Annotated in this window: 23 protein-coding genes; all 23 read left to right on the top strand. The window is 32.0% G+C overall.

Features of this window, described 5'->3' with window-relative positions; all coding sequences use genetic code 11:
- The first annotated feature begins 41 nt into the window (after nt 1-41).
- The 23 genes from ACESM9_RS03425 (at nt 42) to ACESM9_RS03315 (ending at nt 17,367) form a co-directional block, all read left to right on the top strand.
- Nucleotides 42-491 carry a type II secretion system protein gene (locus ACESM9_RS03425; protein ID WP_372995313.1) on the top strand — a complete coding sequence of 150 codons (450 nt, stop codon included), beginning with the start codon at nt 42-44 and terminating at the stop codon, nt 489-491.
- Nucleotides 492-601: 110 nt separating this feature from the next.
- A complete protein-coding gene (locus ACESM9_RS03420) occupies nt 602-1,360 on the top strand; it encodes a prepilin peptidase (RefSeq protein ID WP_372995311.1) in 759 nt (252 codons plus the stop codon).
- Nucleotides 1,361-1,378: 18 nt separating this feature from the next.
- Nucleotides 1,379-1,831, top strand: coding sequence for a hypothetical protein (locus tag ACESM9_RS03415; protein WP_372995309.1), 453 nt, complete (start codon nt 1,379-1,381; stop codon nt 1,829-1,831).
- Between the two features lie 11 nt (nt 1,832-1,842).
- Nucleotides 1,843-3,441, top strand: a complete 1,599-nt coding sequence (locus ACESM9_RS03410) for a VWA domain-containing protein (RefSeq protein ID WP_372995307.1) — start codon at nt 1,843-1,845, stop codon at nt 3,439-3,441.
- 18 nt (nt 3,442-3,459) lie between these two features.
- Entirely contained in the window at nt 3,460-4,875 is a 1,416-nt protein-coding gene (locus ACESM9_RS03405; protein WP_372995305.1) for a prepilin-type N-terminal cleavage/methylation domain-containing protein, read from the top strand.
- 16 nt (nt 4,876-4,891) lie between these two features.
- Nucleotides 4,892-5,959, top strand: a complete 1,068-nt coding sequence (gene pilM, locus ACESM9_RS03400) for a pilus assembly protein PilM (protein WP_372995303.1) — start codon at nt 4,892-4,894, stop codon at nt 5,957-5,959.
- Nucleotides 5,960-5,963: 4 nt separating this feature from the next.
- Complete coding sequence (locus tag ACESM9_RS03395) at nt 5,964-6,539, top strand: PilN domain-containing protein (protein WP_372995301.1); 576 nt, start codon at nt 5,964-5,966, stop codon at nt 6,537-6,539.
- Nucleotides 6,514-7,896, top strand: a complete 1,383-nt coding sequence (locus ACESM9_RS03390) for a LysM peptidoglycan-binding domain-containing protein (protein ID WP_372995299.1) — start codon at nt 6,514-6,516, stop codon at nt 7,894-7,896. The genes ACESM9_RS03395 and ACESM9_RS03390 overlap by 26 nt, the downstream gene beginning before the upstream one ends.
- Before the next feature lie 16 nt (nt 7,897-7,912).
- The gene (locus tag ACESM9_RS03385; RefSeq protein WP_372995297.1) at nt 7,913-9,805 is read left to right on the top strand and encodes an S-layer homology domain-containing protein; all 1,893 of its coding nucleotides are present in this window, start codon (nt 7,913-7,915) and stop codon (nt 9,803-9,805) included.
- A gap of 187 nt (nt 9,806-9,992) precedes the next feature.
- On the top strand, nt 9,993-10,349 hold the full coding sequence (locus tag ACESM9_RS03380; RefSeq protein WP_372995295.1) for a prepilin-type N-terminal cleavage/methylation domain-containing protein: 357 nt from the start codon (nt 9,993-9,995) through the stop codon (nt 10,347-10,349).
- 14 nt (nt 10,350-10,363) lie between these two features.
- Complete coding sequence (locus ACESM9_RS03375) at nt 10,364-10,918, top strand: hypothetical protein (protein ID WP_372995293.1); 555 nt, start codon at nt 10,364-10,366, stop codon at nt 10,916-10,918.
- A gap of 16 nt (nt 10,919-10,934) precedes the next feature.
- The gene (locus tag ACESM9_RS03370) at nt 10,935-11,489 is read left to right on the top strand and encodes a PilW family protein (protein WP_372995291.1); all 555 of its coding nucleotides are present in this window, start codon (nt 10,935-10,937) and stop codon (nt 11,487-11,489) included.
- Nucleotides 11,490-11,491: 2 nt separating this feature from the next.
- Complete coding sequence (locus tag ACESM9_RS03365) at nt 11,492-11,926, top strand: Tfp pilus assembly protein FimT/FimU (RefSeq protein ID WP_372995289.1); 435 nt, start codon at nt 11,492-11,494, stop codon at nt 11,924-11,926.
- Nucleotides 11,927-11,958: 32 nt separating this feature from the next.
- Nucleotides 11,959-12,237: a late competence development ComFB family protein gene (locus ACESM9_RS03360; RefSeq protein WP_372995287.1), complete on the top strand. Its 279-nt coding sequence runs from the start codon at nt 11,959-11,961 to the stop codon at nt 12,235-12,237.
- Nucleotides 12,237-12,779 carry a shikimate kinase gene (locus ACESM9_RS03355; protein ID WP_372995285.1) on the top strand — a complete coding sequence of 181 codons (543 nt, stop codon included), beginning with the start codon at nt 12,237-12,239 and terminating at the stop codon, nt 12,777-12,779. Before ACESM9_RS03360 ends, ACESM9_RS03355 begins: the two co-directional genes overlap by 1 nt.
- A 2-nt stretch (nt 12,780-12,781) precedes the next feature.
- The gene (locus tag ACESM9_RS03350) at nt 12,782-13,849 is read left to right on the top strand and encodes an aminopeptidase P family protein (protein ID WP_372995283.1); all 1,068 of its coding nucleotides are present in this window, start codon (nt 12,782-12,784) and stop codon (nt 13,847-13,849) included.
- Between the two features lie 57 nt (nt 13,850-13,906).
- Nucleotides 13,907-14,464 (top strand): elongation factor P, encoded by a 558-nt coding sequence (gene efp / locus ACESM9_RS03345; RefSeq protein WP_372995281.1) that lies wholly within the window; start codon nt 13,907-13,909, stop codon nt 14,462-14,464.
- 37 nt (nt 14,465-14,501) lie between these two features.
- Nucleotides 14,502-14,906: a CD1247 N-terminal domain-containing protein gene (locus ACESM9_RS03340; RefSeq protein ID WP_372995279.1), complete on the top strand. Its 405-nt coding sequence runs from the start codon at nt 14,502-14,504 to the stop codon at nt 14,904-14,906.
- Nucleotides 14,907-15,042: 136 nt separating this feature from the next.
- Nucleotides 15,043-16,014 carry a stage III sporulation protein AA gene (gene spoIIIAA, locus ACESM9_RS03335; RefSeq protein WP_372995277.1) on the top strand — a complete coding sequence of 324 codons (972 nt, stop codon included), beginning with the start codon at nt 15,043-15,045 and terminating at the stop codon, nt 16,012-16,014.
- 17 nt (nt 16,015-16,031) lie between these two features.
- Nucleotides 16,032-16,550 carry a stage III sporulation protein SpoIIIAB gene (spoIIIAB, locus tag ACESM9_RS03330; protein ID WP_372995275.1) on the top strand — a complete coding sequence of 173 codons (519 nt, stop codon included), beginning with the start codon at nt 16,032-16,034 and terminating at the stop codon, nt 16,548-16,550.
- Between the two features lie 13 nt (nt 16,551-16,563).
- Nucleotides 16,564-16,758, top strand: coding sequence for a stage III sporulation protein AC (gene spoIIIAC, locus ACESM9_RS03325; protein ID WP_255227339.1), 195 nt, complete (start codon nt 16,564-16,566; stop codon nt 16,756-16,758).
- Nucleotides 16,759-16,767: 9 nt separating this feature from the next.
- A complete protein-coding gene (spoIIIAD, locus tag ACESM9_RS03320; protein WP_372995272.1) occupies nt 16,768-17,154 on the top strand; it encodes a stage III sporulation protein AD in 387 nt (128 codons plus the stop codon).
- A 12-nt stretch (nt 17,155-17,166) separates the two neighbouring features.
- Nucleotides 17,167-17,367, top strand: coding sequence for a hypothetical protein (locus ACESM9_RS03315; protein WP_372995270.1), 201 nt, complete (start codon nt 17,167-17,169; stop codon nt 17,365-17,367).
- Nucleotides 17,368-17,375: the final 8 nt, after the last annotated feature.

Here is a 17,375-nt window from a genome sequence, read left to right as displayed (position 1 = left end):
GAACTAGGGAATTATTTTGAATAATTTGGGGAGGCATGTAAATGTTTAATTGGTTTGTAAAAAAGATTAATAACAAAAAAGGTTTCACATTAGTTGAATTGGTAGTTGTAATTGCAATATTGGGGATATTATCATCCATAGCTGTACCAAGATTGAACAAATCAAGACAGACAGCAGTAGTAACTGCTCACAACTCAAATATCAGAACTCTTGAAAGTGCGGCAAATATGTATATAGCTGATAAGGGATTACCTTCAGAGGAGAAAACATTTCCAGGTGATAGCGGTAATGATATGCTAGACTTTGTTCAAGAATGGCCGAATGTACCAAATGGCATTCCTTCAACTTCACCTAAAGCCGGAGAACCATATGAAGTAACAATTAATGAAGAAGGCAAAATTACTGTAAAACCAGGTAAAGCAATAGTGGGTGATGATGGAGATATTGATGTTGCAGATAGCACAGAAGAAACACCTGGTTCAGACTCATAATTATTTGACCAATTAGTATTATTATTGAATAGGTGATTAAAAGAGTATTACTGTTTCCAATCTATTTCTATTTAGTGAATCTAGTTAATATTAACCAAAGGAGGCTGCAGATGTATATAATTATATTCATATTAGGTACCATAATAGGTTCCTTTCTAAATGTATGCATATACAGAATACCAAGAGAAGAATCCATAGTGTTTCCATCATCTCATTGCACATACTGCAACACTCCTTTGAAATGGTATGATCTTATACCTGTATTAAGCTATTTATTCCTCAGGGGAAAGTGCAGATATTGTAGGGGAGATATCTCCCCTCAATATCCTATTATTGAGTTGTTGAACGGAATTATATATTCAATATTATTTTATTATCTTGGACTATCATTGGATTTTCTGTATTTTAGTATTATTATCAGTATATTGCTTGTTATTAGCATCATTGATTTTTATCATCAAATAATACCTGACATTTTACTGGTATTAGTTATCATTATTACTGTTTTATATAGAGTTACAGTTTATTATATTTATGGAATACCCATATACCTATTAGACAGTCTCATAGGTTTTTTAGCTGCTGGATTGTTATTTACAATAATAGCATTGGTATCTAATGGAGGCATGGGTGGAGGTGATATAAAGCTAATAGCTATATTGGGCTTTATATTGGGATTGAAAAAAACTATTTTAAATATATTATTATCCTTCATCATTGGAGCTGCAGTATCATTATTACTTCTAATATCTGGAAGGAAGAGTAGAAAGGACACCATTCCTTTCGGTCCCTTCATCAATATTTCCTTTTTCATCTCCGCTTTATGGGGAGAAAGTATAATATTGCTTTACATAAAATTAATTATGTAAAATATTGTGGTGTTTATGATGTCAAAGATTATAAATTTGATAAAATCAAATAAGGGCTCAGCATTGCTCATGGTTGTTACCATATTTTCGGTATTATCCATACTTACTATACCAGCTCTTTTTACTGGTATGAGCAACACAAAGCAGGCTGCTTATCAGGCTAATAATATGCAAGCTTATTATATTGCATACTCTGGAGTTGAAGCAGCTTATGCAGCACTTTTCACAGATACTTCAAAAAGGGATTTACTTGGTGAATTCAAAAGCGGAAGTATCAAATCCTTAGGACCTGAAGAGATAACCATTGGAGGTAATGGTGAAAAAGCTGAAGTAAGAGTAGATATAACTGAATCCGGCAAGACCATTCTGATTACATCAAAGGGTATAACCGGTAATGGCAAGGAAACTAAAACACTGCAAATGTCCTTTCCCATAAACTATCCTGAGTTGAAAAAATGGATAGAAAAATAAGGAGAATAATTATGTTAAAGAATAATAAAGGATTAACTCTTATAGAGGTTTTATTGACTTTAACAATATCAGTTATAGTTATTTCAGTAGGATTTTCCCTCTCAGGTCTGGGAGAGAGGATAAATGCTTATGTAAATAAGGAACATCTTGCTCAGTCGAATATTAGAACATCAATAGAAGAAATGTCAAATTATATAATGAAAGCCAGTTCTGTATTCCTGCACAGGTCTATTGAAGATGTCTTTACAGATAATATCTATGATTTTGACAGCCATTACAATAACACTGTAAAAGTAGACAATAGCTATATGAATAACAAAGGCAGAGGAATAGAGTATAAAAAAGCCATTGAAGAAAAATACAAGGGATGGAGTTTTATAACCTTAAGCAAAGATAGAAAAGAAATTAGAAACTTCATTTATAATGAAGATGATGATGGTAACTATTACTACATAGTGAAAAGAATAATAGCTCCTACAGATATTATATATAAGTTGTTTTTTAATAGACCAATGTCTAATGCAAAAAATAATATGGTAAATATGACGCTAATTTCTGAGGATTCAAAAGGAAAAGTCAATGAAGTAGTGACAGAAATAGAGGCTTTGAACAGCCTCCAGGTAGTTAACAGAGGAAATCATAAGGAACCTGCTACAGTAATGTTTTACAGGTTGGAAGACAGGCCTATGACTGAGGATGTATCAGGAGCTTTAACCTTTGTTCTTGATACATCAGGAAGCATGAGCGATAACACAGTTTTCAATGGAAATACCATAAAGAAAATTGAAGCATTAAAGGAAGTCACCAAGGACTATCTCAATAAACTTTCAGATCGATCGAATCTAGAAATAGGAATAGTTGAATTTAACACAACAGCTCATGATCCTATACCATTGAAGTCTGCTGCAGATGACTCATTAGCCAATAAAATTGATGAATTAAAGGCAGGAGGCGGAACCAATGTGGGTGATGGTATTAGAAGAGCATATCATATGCTGATGAATTTTAATGATATAGATGAATCCCATAAGAAAGCAAATAAGTATATGATTTTATTAATGGATGGAGTACCTACATATGGAGCCTTTCAATATGATCATTCAGATGAAAATGCTATAAAGCAAGATAGTAATAGAGGGCAGATATGGAATTACAACGGATATGATTATTACAATTATAAAAAAGACTACTTTATTATAATTCCGTATCGATGGTACTATGGCAAAGTTCTTGATATTACAAGCTATGGTGGAAATATATCTAATAATAACAGTATTAGTAGTATGAAATCTGGGTTTAAAATAACAGGTGATGGACAAAAAAAGACAAGCAGCATAGAAGCTGGAATGAACTACATTGATAAAATGGTTGAAAGAATGGATAAAGATAGAATGGAAAACCTGAAGATATTCCTAGTCGGTTTTTTCACCAATGATGACAATTCTCAGGAAGAAGATAATTTCGAAATAATTAAGCAAAAGCTTGCTTCAAGTGGAAGGATAGTATTGCCATATAATGCTAAAGACGGGGACGAGTTAGGAGAAGCAATGCATGCAATAGAAAATATTATTTTGGATGATTATTGGCATATTTATGGACCTAAAGAATAGAAAAAGGATTGATCACATATGAAAAACAATAAAGGCATGACATTAATTGAGGTGATTCTATCGATTTCATTGATTGCTTTGATCGGTGCAGTATTTTTGTCATCCTTCAATCATAGTTTATTTGTAATTGATGAAGGAAGAAAGATGACAAAGGAAACCTTTACGGCTCAGCAGCAAATTGAGAAATCCATTGAAATAGCTAAAATGAAAAAGGAAGAACAATATGACTCTAGATTCTTTAAAACAGAGTATCAATTATTCGGAAAGAAAATAAAAGGAGTGCTTATAACTCAACCAAGCTTTGGTAATAACACTATAAGAGTATTCATTCCTAATGAAGTAGACACGGAAGAAAAACTGCCAATTATTAAAACAGATTCTGTTAAAATAAATCCTGTTGGTCCTTTATATCCATATAGCGGTGAAAAACTCACTGGAACTAGTGAGGTGGATAATAAAAATAAAGAGTATCTATTTATGAAACTTAATAGATGGTATGTATCCAATGAAGGATTTGATGGGTATGTTCCAGATGAAATAAATAATGAAAATGAAGGCATGTTTGGTGAAAGATTTCCTATTTTTCCTGCAGACTATCTGCAAATAGAAAATGATAGTACTATACTAGGGGACTTAGGAAGATTTGTCGGAAGACATATAGTTTATTCGGTAACACCAATTGATAGATTAGGGAGATTTGGTACCGAAGTGGATAGCAAACCTGTTTATATTATGGGACCGCCAGTATTGAATAGTTTATCTTTTCATATGGATTCCTATACTCTTAGGGATGGAAATGATACTTTTATTCCTGATGATGGAGATATATCAGAATGGAAGGATTATTCCACAAACAGAGTATTTACTCCAGGCTACAGCACTTTAAATAAAATGAAGCTTTCCTATTTTGAACAAGACGGTAAAGCATTAAATTTCGACAAAACCTCATTAAAAATAGATTTTAACCCAACAACAAAAAATTCTTTTACAGCATTTATAGTTTATAGAAATGTTTCTGAAGAATCAGTCAATAGTTATAACATCATTAGAAGAAGAACAAATAATGAAAACGGTTGGGAAATTGGTCTTTACGATGGTAAGCTGGGATTTGCAATAAAACAGCAAAATAGTGTAATTAAGAACATTACTCAAGCTTCTAATGCTTTTGCAAATGATAAATATATCGTGACAGCTTTATATTCCAGCGGAAATATGAAGCTTATATTAGATAGAAACGATAATAAGGAAGAATTGAATGCAGGTTTTTCATATACAGTTGATAATAGAAGTCCAATTGAGCTAATCATTGGTGATGCCAATGTTAATAATAATATCTATGAAATAATAATATATGATGCCGCATTGTCTGAGGATGAAATTATCAAAGTTAGGAATTATTTATCAGAAAAACATGGAGTAAATATAAGGAAATAAGAGAGGAGATTTTCATTTGAAGCCATTTTCTATATGGAACAATAACGTTATATCCATAGATTTAGGATCCTACGAAACAAAAGCAGTGCAAGGCAGTAGAAGAAGGAATGAAATTAAGATAAATAAAGCTTTTAGCTTTGACACTCCAAAGGATGCTTATATGAATGGCTATATAAGAAATCAACACGCTTTAATAGACGCTATAAAGGATGCATTGAATAGAAATAGTATTAAATCAGGTATCTGTTGCCTTAGTATAAAAAGCACTGCCATTATAACAAGGGAAATTGCATTCCCTGTATTAGAAAGTAAAGAAATCGAAGGTTTGCTAAAGTATCAACTGCCTGAGCATTTACCTATGGATTACAGTAAATATATTATTCAGCATAAGATAATAGATAAATTCATTGACATTGATAAAGAGAAGTTGAATGTACTGGTAGTAGCAATACCTAAGGATATGGTGGACATGCATTATGATTTAGTGAGAGAGCTTGGGCTTAAGCCTTCAATATTGGACTATCAACCAAATTGTGTTTGGAAGTTTTTTAAATTCATAAAAACCATTAATGAAAGCTTTGAACCTTCACAAACGACTATTGCTGCAATAGACCTAGGTTATGACAGTACAAATGTAACGATTATAAATAAAGGGGTCATACAGACAACAAGGACTATAGATATGGGTGGAATAACTTTGGACAATAATACTACGAGTCTTATAGCTGTTACTAAAGATGAATTACTGCCGTTAAAATCTGATATTGAAGATGTAAGCTTGGTAGATGATAGATTTTCTGATTATAACCGATATATAAATATTATCAAGACAAGTATAGAAAGTATAATTTCCAAGATAGACCGTATTTTTAAATTCTATTTGTCTAAGGACATAAACAATGAAATAGGTAAACTGGTATTGTATGGTGGACTGTCAAATATCAAAGGAGTAGACAAGTTGTTTTTCAATTATTTTGGTATCCCTACAATAGTGTTAAATAGTGTAGATGAAATTAGCTTTAGTAGTGATTTGAATAAGTATATTAATTGCATAGGCACACTAATGAGGGATGATGAGGTGTAGCGTCATGAGAGATTTAAATTTTTTTTCATCCTATAATAAAAAAAGAAGCAAAATACCTAATAAATACGTTATCTTTTATAGTTTAATTGGAACTTTTATAATGGGAATCATAATCTTTGGTTTACGCAATTTTATCTTAATTAGAAAACTGAGTGTCGAAGTAAGTTCTTTAAAGGAACAGTATTATCTGCTTAGCAAGGATGAAAAAATAAAAGATATTTCTGACAGGGAACAGAATATAAGGCTTGCTAAAGATAGATTAGAAACATTAAATGCTCTTGATGATTATGTAAGTGTACGAGATATCATTAATGAGTCATTATTAGAGAATATTAGAGCTAGCATTCCTAAAAATCTTTTCTTTGATTCCATATTAATAAACAGTGGCAGCATAAGGATAGAAGGAAAATCAAAGGATAAGGATTCAATTAGCCAGTTTCAATACAACCTCAGCCAATATGATGATTTTTCCCAAGTATTTATACCTGAAGTTGTAGTAGAGGATGGTTATTACAGTTTTTATCTTAGTATTTTTATGGAGGAGGAGAAAATCGTTGGAAAAGAAATTCAAGTTCAGTAATGGATTTAAACTCAATATTACTATGAGTAAAAAAGAGAAAAATCTTCTCCTCATACTATTTGTTACACTGTTATTTTGGATTTCATATCAGTTTTTATTTATACCCCAGCTAGGTAAACTTGAAGCCTTAAAAACAGAAAAAGAAAATTATGAGATAGAGCTAAATATGATGGAGCAAATAATATCAAAAGATGATAAATTAAAGTTAGAAGAAGAAAGCCTTAAGGACAATATACATGAAAAATCAAAGAAGTATTATTACAGCATAGATCAGCCAGGCTTGATGCATTTATTAAATACAATTATTGAGGGCAGTGATTTGAATATTACGAGTATGAGCTTTTCACAGCCGGCACCTTTAGATTCTGAAAGCTTGGAGGAAGTAAACGTTATTGGAGTTTCACTTCCTTTCAAGGGTAATTATAATGCTTTGGAATCTTTTTTAAATGCATTAGGAAAAAGTTCAAAAAAGCTATTGGTTGACTATTTATCCATATCAAGGGGTGGAGAGGATAATGTGATCAATGGTCAAATTTTATTGAGTGCATTTAGTTATGGAAATGGAAATACTGCCAATAGCGATTACTATTATATCAATGCCTATAGTGGATATAGTAAATCAGACCCTTTTCAGGTTTTTGACGGATTTGAAAAAGCAGAAATAATGGAAGATAATGAGGTTTATACAGATGAAGAAAAAAGAGATTTAGTATATGATTTAGAATCAGATGAAATATATTTTATGGGTACTAGTACCGATGTGACCGGTGAAGTAGCAATATTTAATAATGGAAAGTTTGGAAAAAGTTCTATAAGGGCTGAGTACTTTATATCAACAACCTATGAAACCGAAAGAGCCTATATAGTTTTAGATCATAAGAATATAATTCTTAAGTACCCTCCCCAATCTGTTGGAATATGGGCTTATGGATATGGTTATTCTCCTGTAACCATTGGCATGAGATTCCAAGATATGGATGGAAGAAAGATTTATCTAGAATTAGCCAAAGGAGTAAATTGGACAGGCTGGCAGTTTATATCTGCTTCACCGCCCCAGGATATAAATATATATCCATTAACACTAGACAGAATATACTTTGAGTTAGAACCCAATAGAGATGATTACGGAGTTATGCTCTTTGACCAAATTGAAGCAGATTACCCAAGTAATAAAAAAAATGAAGTTCTAGAAGAACATAACTATATATTTTATGTGGTTAAACCCGGAGATACACTGAAAACCATCAGCAAAAAATTCTATAATACTGAGTCCTACCACACAAAATTGGCGAAGGACAATGCTTTAGATATCAACGATGAGTTAAAGGCCGGGAAGGTACTAGTTATATCTCATTGATAGAAAGGATGATATAATGAAACAAAACAATAAACATATTGCAGTTATTACACTATTTTTATATATCTTTATGATCTTTCCTGGGCTATTTGTGTATGCAGGTCCGGAGGATGAAGGATATCAACTTGGTTACACCAATGGTTGGGTTGATGGTATAGAAGCTGCAGAGATAGATTATGCCAATGGAGACAAAAAAAATTATGTTAGAGCTATGCCAAATAGTACAGAGATCATTGAAATGTATAATTTAGATGGTGAGAACAGTAAATATAGATCTAACTTTATATCAGGCTATAAATCCGGATTCAGAGAAGGCTATAATATGGCTTATGATAATCCAAGTGGTAATAAAGAAATACCTACAAATTATCCTGAAGTATTAGGATATACTATAGGAGAATCTCATGGGTACCTTGACTTCTATAAGGGAGAATCAAATAAGTGGACAAGAAACATTCCTACTACATCAGAGATTATAGATATTTTTGATTTAATGAAAGAACCAAACGATTACAAGAATAACTTTATAAGTACTTTTAAAACCAAATACAAAGAAGGCTACGAATATGGATATAGGCTGGCAAAATATGAACCCTATAATACTGCTTTAAGCCAAGGAACCAAAGACGGAGAAAAGTTTGGGGCAATATTGGGCTCAAATTGGGGAAAATATGATTATTATAATGACAATGAAAGCAACTGGGAGAAGGATCTACCTACAGATAAGCAATTAATATCAATGTTTTCATTGGATAATGATTGTTCTGATTATTCAGATGCTTTTATCGTATCATTTAAACTCAGTTATAAAAACAGCTATGAAGAAACCTACAGGACAGCAAACGTTGAATATTATACATTAGTATTTGAAAAAGGATATTCACATGGAAAGGAAATTGGAAGGTCTAGGGGAGAGAGTTTAGCTATTATCGATATTAATACTGGAACGAGCAATAACTACAGCAGGCATTTTTTCAGTGACAATGATATCATAAGTGAATATAAGCTTTTCTATGAGGAAGACAGATATGAACAGGGTTTTATTAGCGGATTCAGGGAAGGCTTTAGAACAGGCTACATTAATATGTATCAAGATGCTGGCTTTGATAGATTTTTAAGCAAAAGTGTTACAGAAATTGTACCCATAAGCGGAGGTGAGATTATATCAGGAGACAATAATCTCTCGCTAAAAATAGACAAAGGTGTTTTTTATAATGAAGTTGTAGTATCTATAGATAAGATGAATACTGCTAGTAATGATATAATAATGCCTCAGAGAGATCAATTTATAAAGGTGTCTGATTATTATAATGTAAAAATTATAAATTCATCAAACACATTAAACCAAGATAAATCTATTAAGCTAAGCTTTGAGTATTATGGACCTGATAATGGTGGCATTTACAAGTATACTGACAAACAATGGGTATATATGCCGAGCAAAATTGATGAAAATAGTATATTCACTAATATAAATCCTGTGACTCTAAATAATAATAGTGTCATCTACGCTGTCTTAATAGACAACAAATCTGTTAATGCTAGTGATTTAAGAGGACACTGGGCAAAGGACGAAATTGTTGCATATTTGAGAAGGGGTATTGTAAACACATATGAGGATAAATCCTTCAGACCTGATATACCATTAACTAGGGGCCAGGCAATATTATATCTAAGCAAAGTATACAATAAGAATATTATACAAATAGGAGAAACTAATAGCCCAATATCATATAAAGAGATAGAAGAACTGATGAAAGCTGCAACAGACAGTTCTGAATTCTCATGGCGCGATATTGAGGAGAAAATCATGAAAAACAAAGATAAGTTGCCTATGAGCTATATATCTATGGATAACTATATTACAAGAGCAGAATTTGTGTACTTGCTTTATTATTTAAATGAATAGTATTAACAATAATTCAATCATGTAGGAAGTAATTAAAAACATGGTTGAATTCTTTTTTTCATTTATTTAATAATTAGTGTAAATAATATTTAATTTTTTTACATATTTCATGGAAAAATAGAGGATTTATACAATTCATAGTGAATATATAAAGAGAATTGCAGAGAACAATATTGGTGTGATTAAGATGAGAAAGAGAAAGTTAAGCTCTGGCTTCACCTTAATAGAAACAATTTTTTCTCTTGTTATATTCCTTATTTTATTCTTGGCAATTTCAACTCTTATCGTTACAATTGTTAAAAGTTCTCATGATTCAAGGAATAGATATCAGGCATTGATTTTAGCACAGAATAGACTTGAATCAATTAAAGCTATGCCTAATATTGAAGCAGGTACCTATACTTATGAATATGATGTTTTTTCAATAGAAGAGGATGTTGCAATGATTGAAGACTATAAGGATAGAGCATATAGGATTATAGTCAGAGTATATTTGAATGAAAAACTATTAGAAACATTGGAAAGTATAAAGATCACAAGATAAGTGGAGATGGGAATATGCTAAAAAAGAAGCAGGCCAACAAAGGAGCAATACTGGTTTTGGTTTTGCTTATGACTTCTGCGGTAATATCAGCAGGTACTGTCTTATTATCTACATCGGTTACTAATTACAAAATGAAGCATATAAACAGAAGAGTAAAGAAAGCACAATATAATGCGGAAGGGGCTTTGAATGAAGCATATGCGATTGCTATAGAATACATAGAATCAGCTCTTGGGTATGCTCATGATAAAGAAAATTTCATAAACTCCTATTTGAACTTTTTATTGGGTAATTGCGAAGATTTATCGGATAATATTGGCTTAATAAATTTTCTAAAAGATAATCGCAATTATATAATCTATAACAATAGCAACATATTCATTGAGGCAGAAATCTTTAATAAGATTGATTTTCTTCAGTTGGAGATTGTAGCAAGTTGTATAGATGAAAAAATAGAAAGGAAAATTAAGATGACATGCCACATCCTGATACCTGAAGATAAATCATCTTGTAATACAATTGAGCCTGAGGATTTGATATATATTTATGATTGGAAATTGGAAAGCTAGCAGTTTGACAGAAATATTGTCTGATAAAAAAGGATTTACAACAATAGAGTTGCTGGTGACAATACCTATATTTGGTATTCTTATTTTACTGGTTTTTACTTCCACTGCCTCAAATATGAATATTATTAAGAATATAGAAGCAGAAGTCGAGCTTCAACAACAAGCTCAATTTATATTTGATTTTATGGAAGAAAAAATAATACAGTCTACTGGTGTTATATATTTGCAAGATTCAAAGGGTTTACAGAAACATAATTCAAATGAAAAGGTTTCTATATTAAAAATAATATTTAAGAATTCTCCTGATCATAAGGATAAAGGCTATATTTTTGCGCTGACGAAGGATCCTCAAAATGATTGCTATAATCTGAAATATGGTATTGGAACTATGGGAGGAGCTTCAGATGAAGTAGGAAATTTTATTCAGAATATTGAAGTTGAACCAATACCCCTGCACAAAAATTACAATGAAGCTGATGGAATTTACATATGTATAAATTTTGTTCTTGATGAGTGTACTCTAACATTTGAAAATTCCTATTTTTTTAGAAACTCTAACAGGAGGGTCTAAAATTGAAACGATTTCGAAGCTATGAAGGATTGACTGTTATTGAGTTAATTGTAGTTATAGGTATGCTTTCTTTACTAATGACTTTTTCATTACCTAAAATTGACACCAGTAATTATAAACTTATGGAAATATCAAAAGCATTAAGGGATGATATAAGATATGTAAGGTATATAAAAATGACTGAGGGAGAAAACTTACGAGTGTTCTTCCAAAAAACAAAATATTCAATACTGGAAGGGACAAAAAAAGTTAAGGAAGTAAGCCTGGGCAGCAAATTTTCATTATATCAGAATTTTAAAGACAGTCAGATTGCCTTCTCCTTTAACGGAGCACCTTCAACTAGTGGCGGTACAATAACATTGGTCAATAATACTAATGGAAAGTATTGCGAGATAACTGTTGTTCCTGGAACGGGAAGAGTACTTCTTAAAAATTAAACCATCCTATTTATTATAAAAGGGGGATAATTATGTATTATTTGAAGAATTATATGGAGGAAGTAGTAGATTCAAAATTAAATAAGCTTCTGGATTCTATAGATATGTGCAGATGTGAAAAATGTAAATTGGATATAAAAGCAATTGCTTTAAACAAATTGCCACCTCGTTATGTAGTTACTGATAAAGGAAACTTATACTCCAAGCTAAATGAGATGGAAATGCAATTTGAAGTAGATGTTGAGACTGCAATAATTAAAGCTGCTATGATTGTTGGAAAGAATCCTAGGCATCAAGCTGGTGAAGAATAGTGAATATTATACTTATTGGCTTTAGCGGATGTGGAAAAACAACTGTTGGGAAAGAAATTTCAAATATTACAGGTATGGACTTTGTCGATACCGATGTATTAATTGAGAGAAAATTAAGCCTTAAAATTGAAGATATATTTACATACTATGGACAAAGATATTTTAGGTTTGTTGAAAGAGAAGTTATTAAGGAACTCCATTTTTTACAGAACAAGGTCATTTCAACCGGTGGAGGAGCTTTTTTGGATCCTATAAACATAAGAAATTTGAAAGCTATAGGCATGGTATTTTTTCTTAATGCTTCAGTGGATACAATATTGAGAAAAGGAATCCCTCCTAACAGGCCTTTATTAAAGGATGAGGAAAGAAGCATGATAGAAAAGTTGTATAATAGAAGGATGGCCTTCTATAAGCAGGCTGATATTGAATTAATAGTTGATGATAAAACTCCTTCAATTATAGCAAAAGAAATAATAAATATTTTCTGTTCTTATAGGAAAAATTATGATAATATTAAAGAGAGTTTTTTGAGAGGGGAATAATAATGAATGTAAGAATAGCTAGAATGAGAGATATTCTGAAATCCATTGATGCAGATGGAATTATTGCATATTCACCTGAAAACAGAAGGTATCTAAGCAGGTTTACAGGAACTACAGGATATGTAATCATTAGCATGAATCAGGCTGGCTTTGTTACCGATTTTAGGTATACTGAGCAAGCTGCACAGCAGTGTGAAGGTTATGAAATCATAAAAAATGAGAACCCGTTGACTGAGTATTTAGCTGATACAATAAAAAAATATGGTATAAAAAATCTTGCCTACGAAGATGACTATATGACTGTTGGATTTTATGATAAATTAAAAGAAAAGCTTATTGGAGTAAATATGATTCCGCTAAAGGAATCTTCAGGAGAAATAAGAATTATCAAAGATGATGATGAACTTGAAAACATTAAGAAAGCTGCATATATTGCTGACTTAGCTTTTACTCATATATTAGATTACATTAAGCCTGGTATTACTGAAATGGATATTGCATTAGAGCTCGAATATTTTATGAGAAAAAATGGAGCCTCCGGAAATTCTTTTGAATCCATAGTAGCTTCTGGTCTGAGATCTTCAATGCCTCATGGGGTTGCTTCAGAGAAGAAAATTAATCATGGAGATTTATTGACCATGGACTTTGGATGTGTATATAATGGATATTGTTCAGATATGACAAGAACTGTAGTTGTAGGTAAAGCCAACGAAGAGCAAAAGAAGATATATAGCATTGTTTTGAAAGCACAGAAAGAAGCTTTATTACATATTAAGGCAGGAGTGTTAGGTAAGGATATTGATAAGATTGCCAGAGACATAATCAGTGATGCAGGTTATGGAGATAATTTTGGACATGGATTAGGTCATGGAGTAGGATTAGCTATACATGAAGAACCAAGACTCTCACCAATAGGAAATAGAGTTTTAGAAAAAAACATGGTAGTAACTGATGAACCCGGTATATACATACCTGGATTCGGCGGCGTCCGAATAGAGGATTTGGTTGTAGTTGGAGAAGATGGTCCGATCGTATTCAGTAAATCACCTAAGGAGCTAATTGAATTGTAATTTTTATGCTCTTAGAGGTAATAATATATTTATATGGTTTATAGGGAGGAATATTTTATGTTATCAGCAAGTGAATTTAGAAAAGGTCTAACTTTCGAAATGGATGGGCAAGTGTATGTAATAGTTGATTTTCAGCATGTAAAGCCAGGTAAAGGTGCTGCATTTGTCAGGACAAAAATTAAGAATATAATGACTGGAGCAGTTATAGAAAAATCCTTCAACCCAACAGATAAGTATCCTAAAGCTCATATTGAAAGAAAAGAAATGCAATACCTATATGAAGATGGCGGATTATATTATTTTATGGATAATGAGACCTATGAGCAGATACCTTTAAACAAAGAACAGGTAGAAGATGCTATTATGTATATAAAACCTAATGATACAGCTATAATAAAGTTCTATAAGGGAGAGGCTTTCTCTGTTGAAGCACAGAATTTCGTTGAACTAGAAGTCACTCATACTGAACCTGGTTTTAAAGGTGATACAGCAACAGGAGCTACTAAGCCTGCAACATTAGAGACCGGTATAGTGATCAATGTTCCATTATTTATTAACACTGGAGATAGGATCAGGGTTGATACAAGAACCGGGGAGTATATGGAAAGGCTTTAGTGGAATAATAAAAAGTAAAAAGAAGGAGATGAACCCTATGGAATACTTATATGAAAGAGTAGCATACCTGAGAGGTTTAGTCGAAGGTTTAGGCATTGAAGAAAACAGCAAGGAAGGAAAGGTAATCACAAACATCATTGAAGTGCTCAGCGATTTTGCTGATGCTATAAATGAGTTAAATGATTCCCAGAAAGAATTAAATGAATATGTTGAAGCTATTGATGAGGATTTATCCAATGTTGAGGATGAGCTTTTTGAAGATGAAGAGGACGATTATGATGATTATGGTTTTATAGAAGTAGAATGTCCTCACTGCAATGAATATGTATATTTAGACGAAGAAGTTCTAGATAAGGGAGAAGAAGTTCTTTGCCCAAATTGCAACGAGCCAATTGAAATAGATATGGAGTGCTGTGACCACGATTGTTGTTGTGATGATTAGAATTATTAGTTTAAAGCTTCTGAGAAATATTTCTCAGAAGCTTTTTTATTGGTTTTTATCTCCAAAACGTAATTTTTTAATAATAGCTGTCATATTATTAGTACAAATCTAATAAAAATTTGAGGAGAGGACAAACTTGCAAATAAAGAATACTATGGATGAAATAATTGATTTTTTGCCGCCTAAAATAAAATGGCTTATAAGAAAATGCACTAGCAATAAAATTCACCAGGCTGAGGAAATAAGGCTTAGATTGGGTAAACCGCTAATAATATCAGGAAGTGATTGGGATTTTTTTATTGATGATATGGGTTATTTAACAAAAGAAATTAAAAATGCTTATATAACCACTAAAGATGATATAAGGAAGGCCTCAGAGATAATTCAAGGTTTTTCCGTGTATTCCTTTGGAGAAGAACTAAAAAATGGTTATATTACTATACCTGGAGGGCATAGGATAGGAATTTCCGGTAGAGCTGTCATAGATGATGGAAATGTTAAAACTATCAAGGACATTTCCTTTATTAATTATAGGATAGCAAAGGAAATTATTGGAGCAGCAGATAAAGCCATACCTTATATTATAGCTGGAAATTCAAGCATATATAATACTTTAATAATATCACCTCCACAATGCGGAAAAACCACTTTGTTAAGAGATATAGTAAGACAGTTGAGCAATGGAATAAAATCGCAGAATATAAAAGGTTTCAAAATTGGATTAGTGGATGAAAGATCTGAAATAGCAGCCTGCTTTTTGGGAGAACCAAGGAATGATGTAGGTATAAGAACAGATGTATTGGACGCCTGTCCAAAGTCACAAGGAATAATAATGCTGATAAGATCTATGTCGCCGGACATTATAGCTACAGACGAAATAGGAAGAAAAGAAGATGCAGATGCATTAATGGAAGGAGCAAATGCTGGAGTAAAAATAATTGCAACAATGCATGGCAGTGATATAGATGACCTGTTTAGGAAAATTGAACTGAAAAAATTACATAGTAACTATTTTGAAAGAATTTTAGTCCTAGGGAGAAGCAAAGGAGTAGGCACTATTGAGAAAATATATGACAGGGAGGGAAGGATACTATATTTAAATACCTAGCAGGAGGTAGATTGTATATGATTAAAGGAATTGGTGCCTTACTGATAATCATTTCAAGCAGCTTGCTTGGAATACTTATATCCAGCAAATACAGCATTAGACCTAAAGAAATAAGAAAGTTAAGATTTTCGCTTCAAATGCTTGAAACAGAGATTGTATATGGTTCTACTCCTGTTCCCTATGCTTGTTATAATGTAGGTTGCAAAAGTGATAATCCATGGAAAAGTTTTTTTCTTGCAGTATCTGAAAATTTGCTTGAAAGAAGATTTTTTAGTATGGAAGAAGCTTGGAATCAAGCAATAGTTAATAATCTTTGTGAATCTAGCTTAAGTCCGTCTGACAAAGAATTGCTTAGAAATTTTGGTAGGATAATTGGTAAATCTGATACGGAAGACCAGAAAAAACACTTCAAACTTATTTATGCTCAATTGGAACATCATGAAAAAATAGCTGAAGACGAAAGAAAAAACAATGAAAAAATGTATAAAAGCATGGGTTTTCTATTGGGCGCAGCTATATTGATTATTTTGGTTTAATGGAGGTTTACGGATGGATGTAAATTTGATTTTTAAAATTGCGGCTATAGGAATTGTCATTGCAGTGCTAAATAATGTACTAATCAGGTCCGGCAGAGAAGAAATGGCTATGATGACAACTCTGACAGGTATAGTAGTAGTTTTGATGATGGTAATTAGCCTAATCAGCCGTCTTTTTGATACTGTTAGAACCATGTTTCAATTGTAGGTGAAAAGTATGGATATTATGCAAATTGTTGCGTTAGGTATAATAACAGCAATTCTTTCTACTATTTTAAAAGAATACAGGCCAGAGTTTGCATTAAAGTTAAGTATAGTAGCAGGTTTGGTTATATTTATATCATTGCTTGGAAGATTTAATCAAATCCTTGAGGTGTTAAAAGGGTATGCAGTGAAGGCCAAAATAGATATTTTATATTTCTCAACAATACTAAAAGTTATAGGAATAGCTTACATAACAGAGTTTGGTGCACAAATATGTAGAGATGCAGGAGAAGGTTCTATAGCTTCAAAAATTGAGTTTGCAGGAAAGGTTTTGATCATGGCAATAGCAGTACCAATTTATGCAGCATTATTTGACATTATTTTAAAAATCATGCCATGAAGGTGGTAAGACATGAGAAAAATATTTATTATCATACTCATTCTGTTATTGATAAATGTTGATGTACATGCTGATGGAATTGATAGTCTTATTGATGAACAACTAAATCACTTAGATTTAGATGAATTGCAAAAGTTTGCCGATGAAATTGTAATGGATGCAGAAGGTATGATTTCAGAGATAGTTTTTCTGAACCAATATATAATTCTTTAACGAAATCC

The organism is Lutispora sp., assembly GCF_041687175.1.
Lineage (GTDB): Bacteria > Bacillota > Clostridia > Lutisporales > Lutisporaceae > Lutispora.
This window is presented reverse-complemented; position numbering and strand designations above follow the sequence as displayed.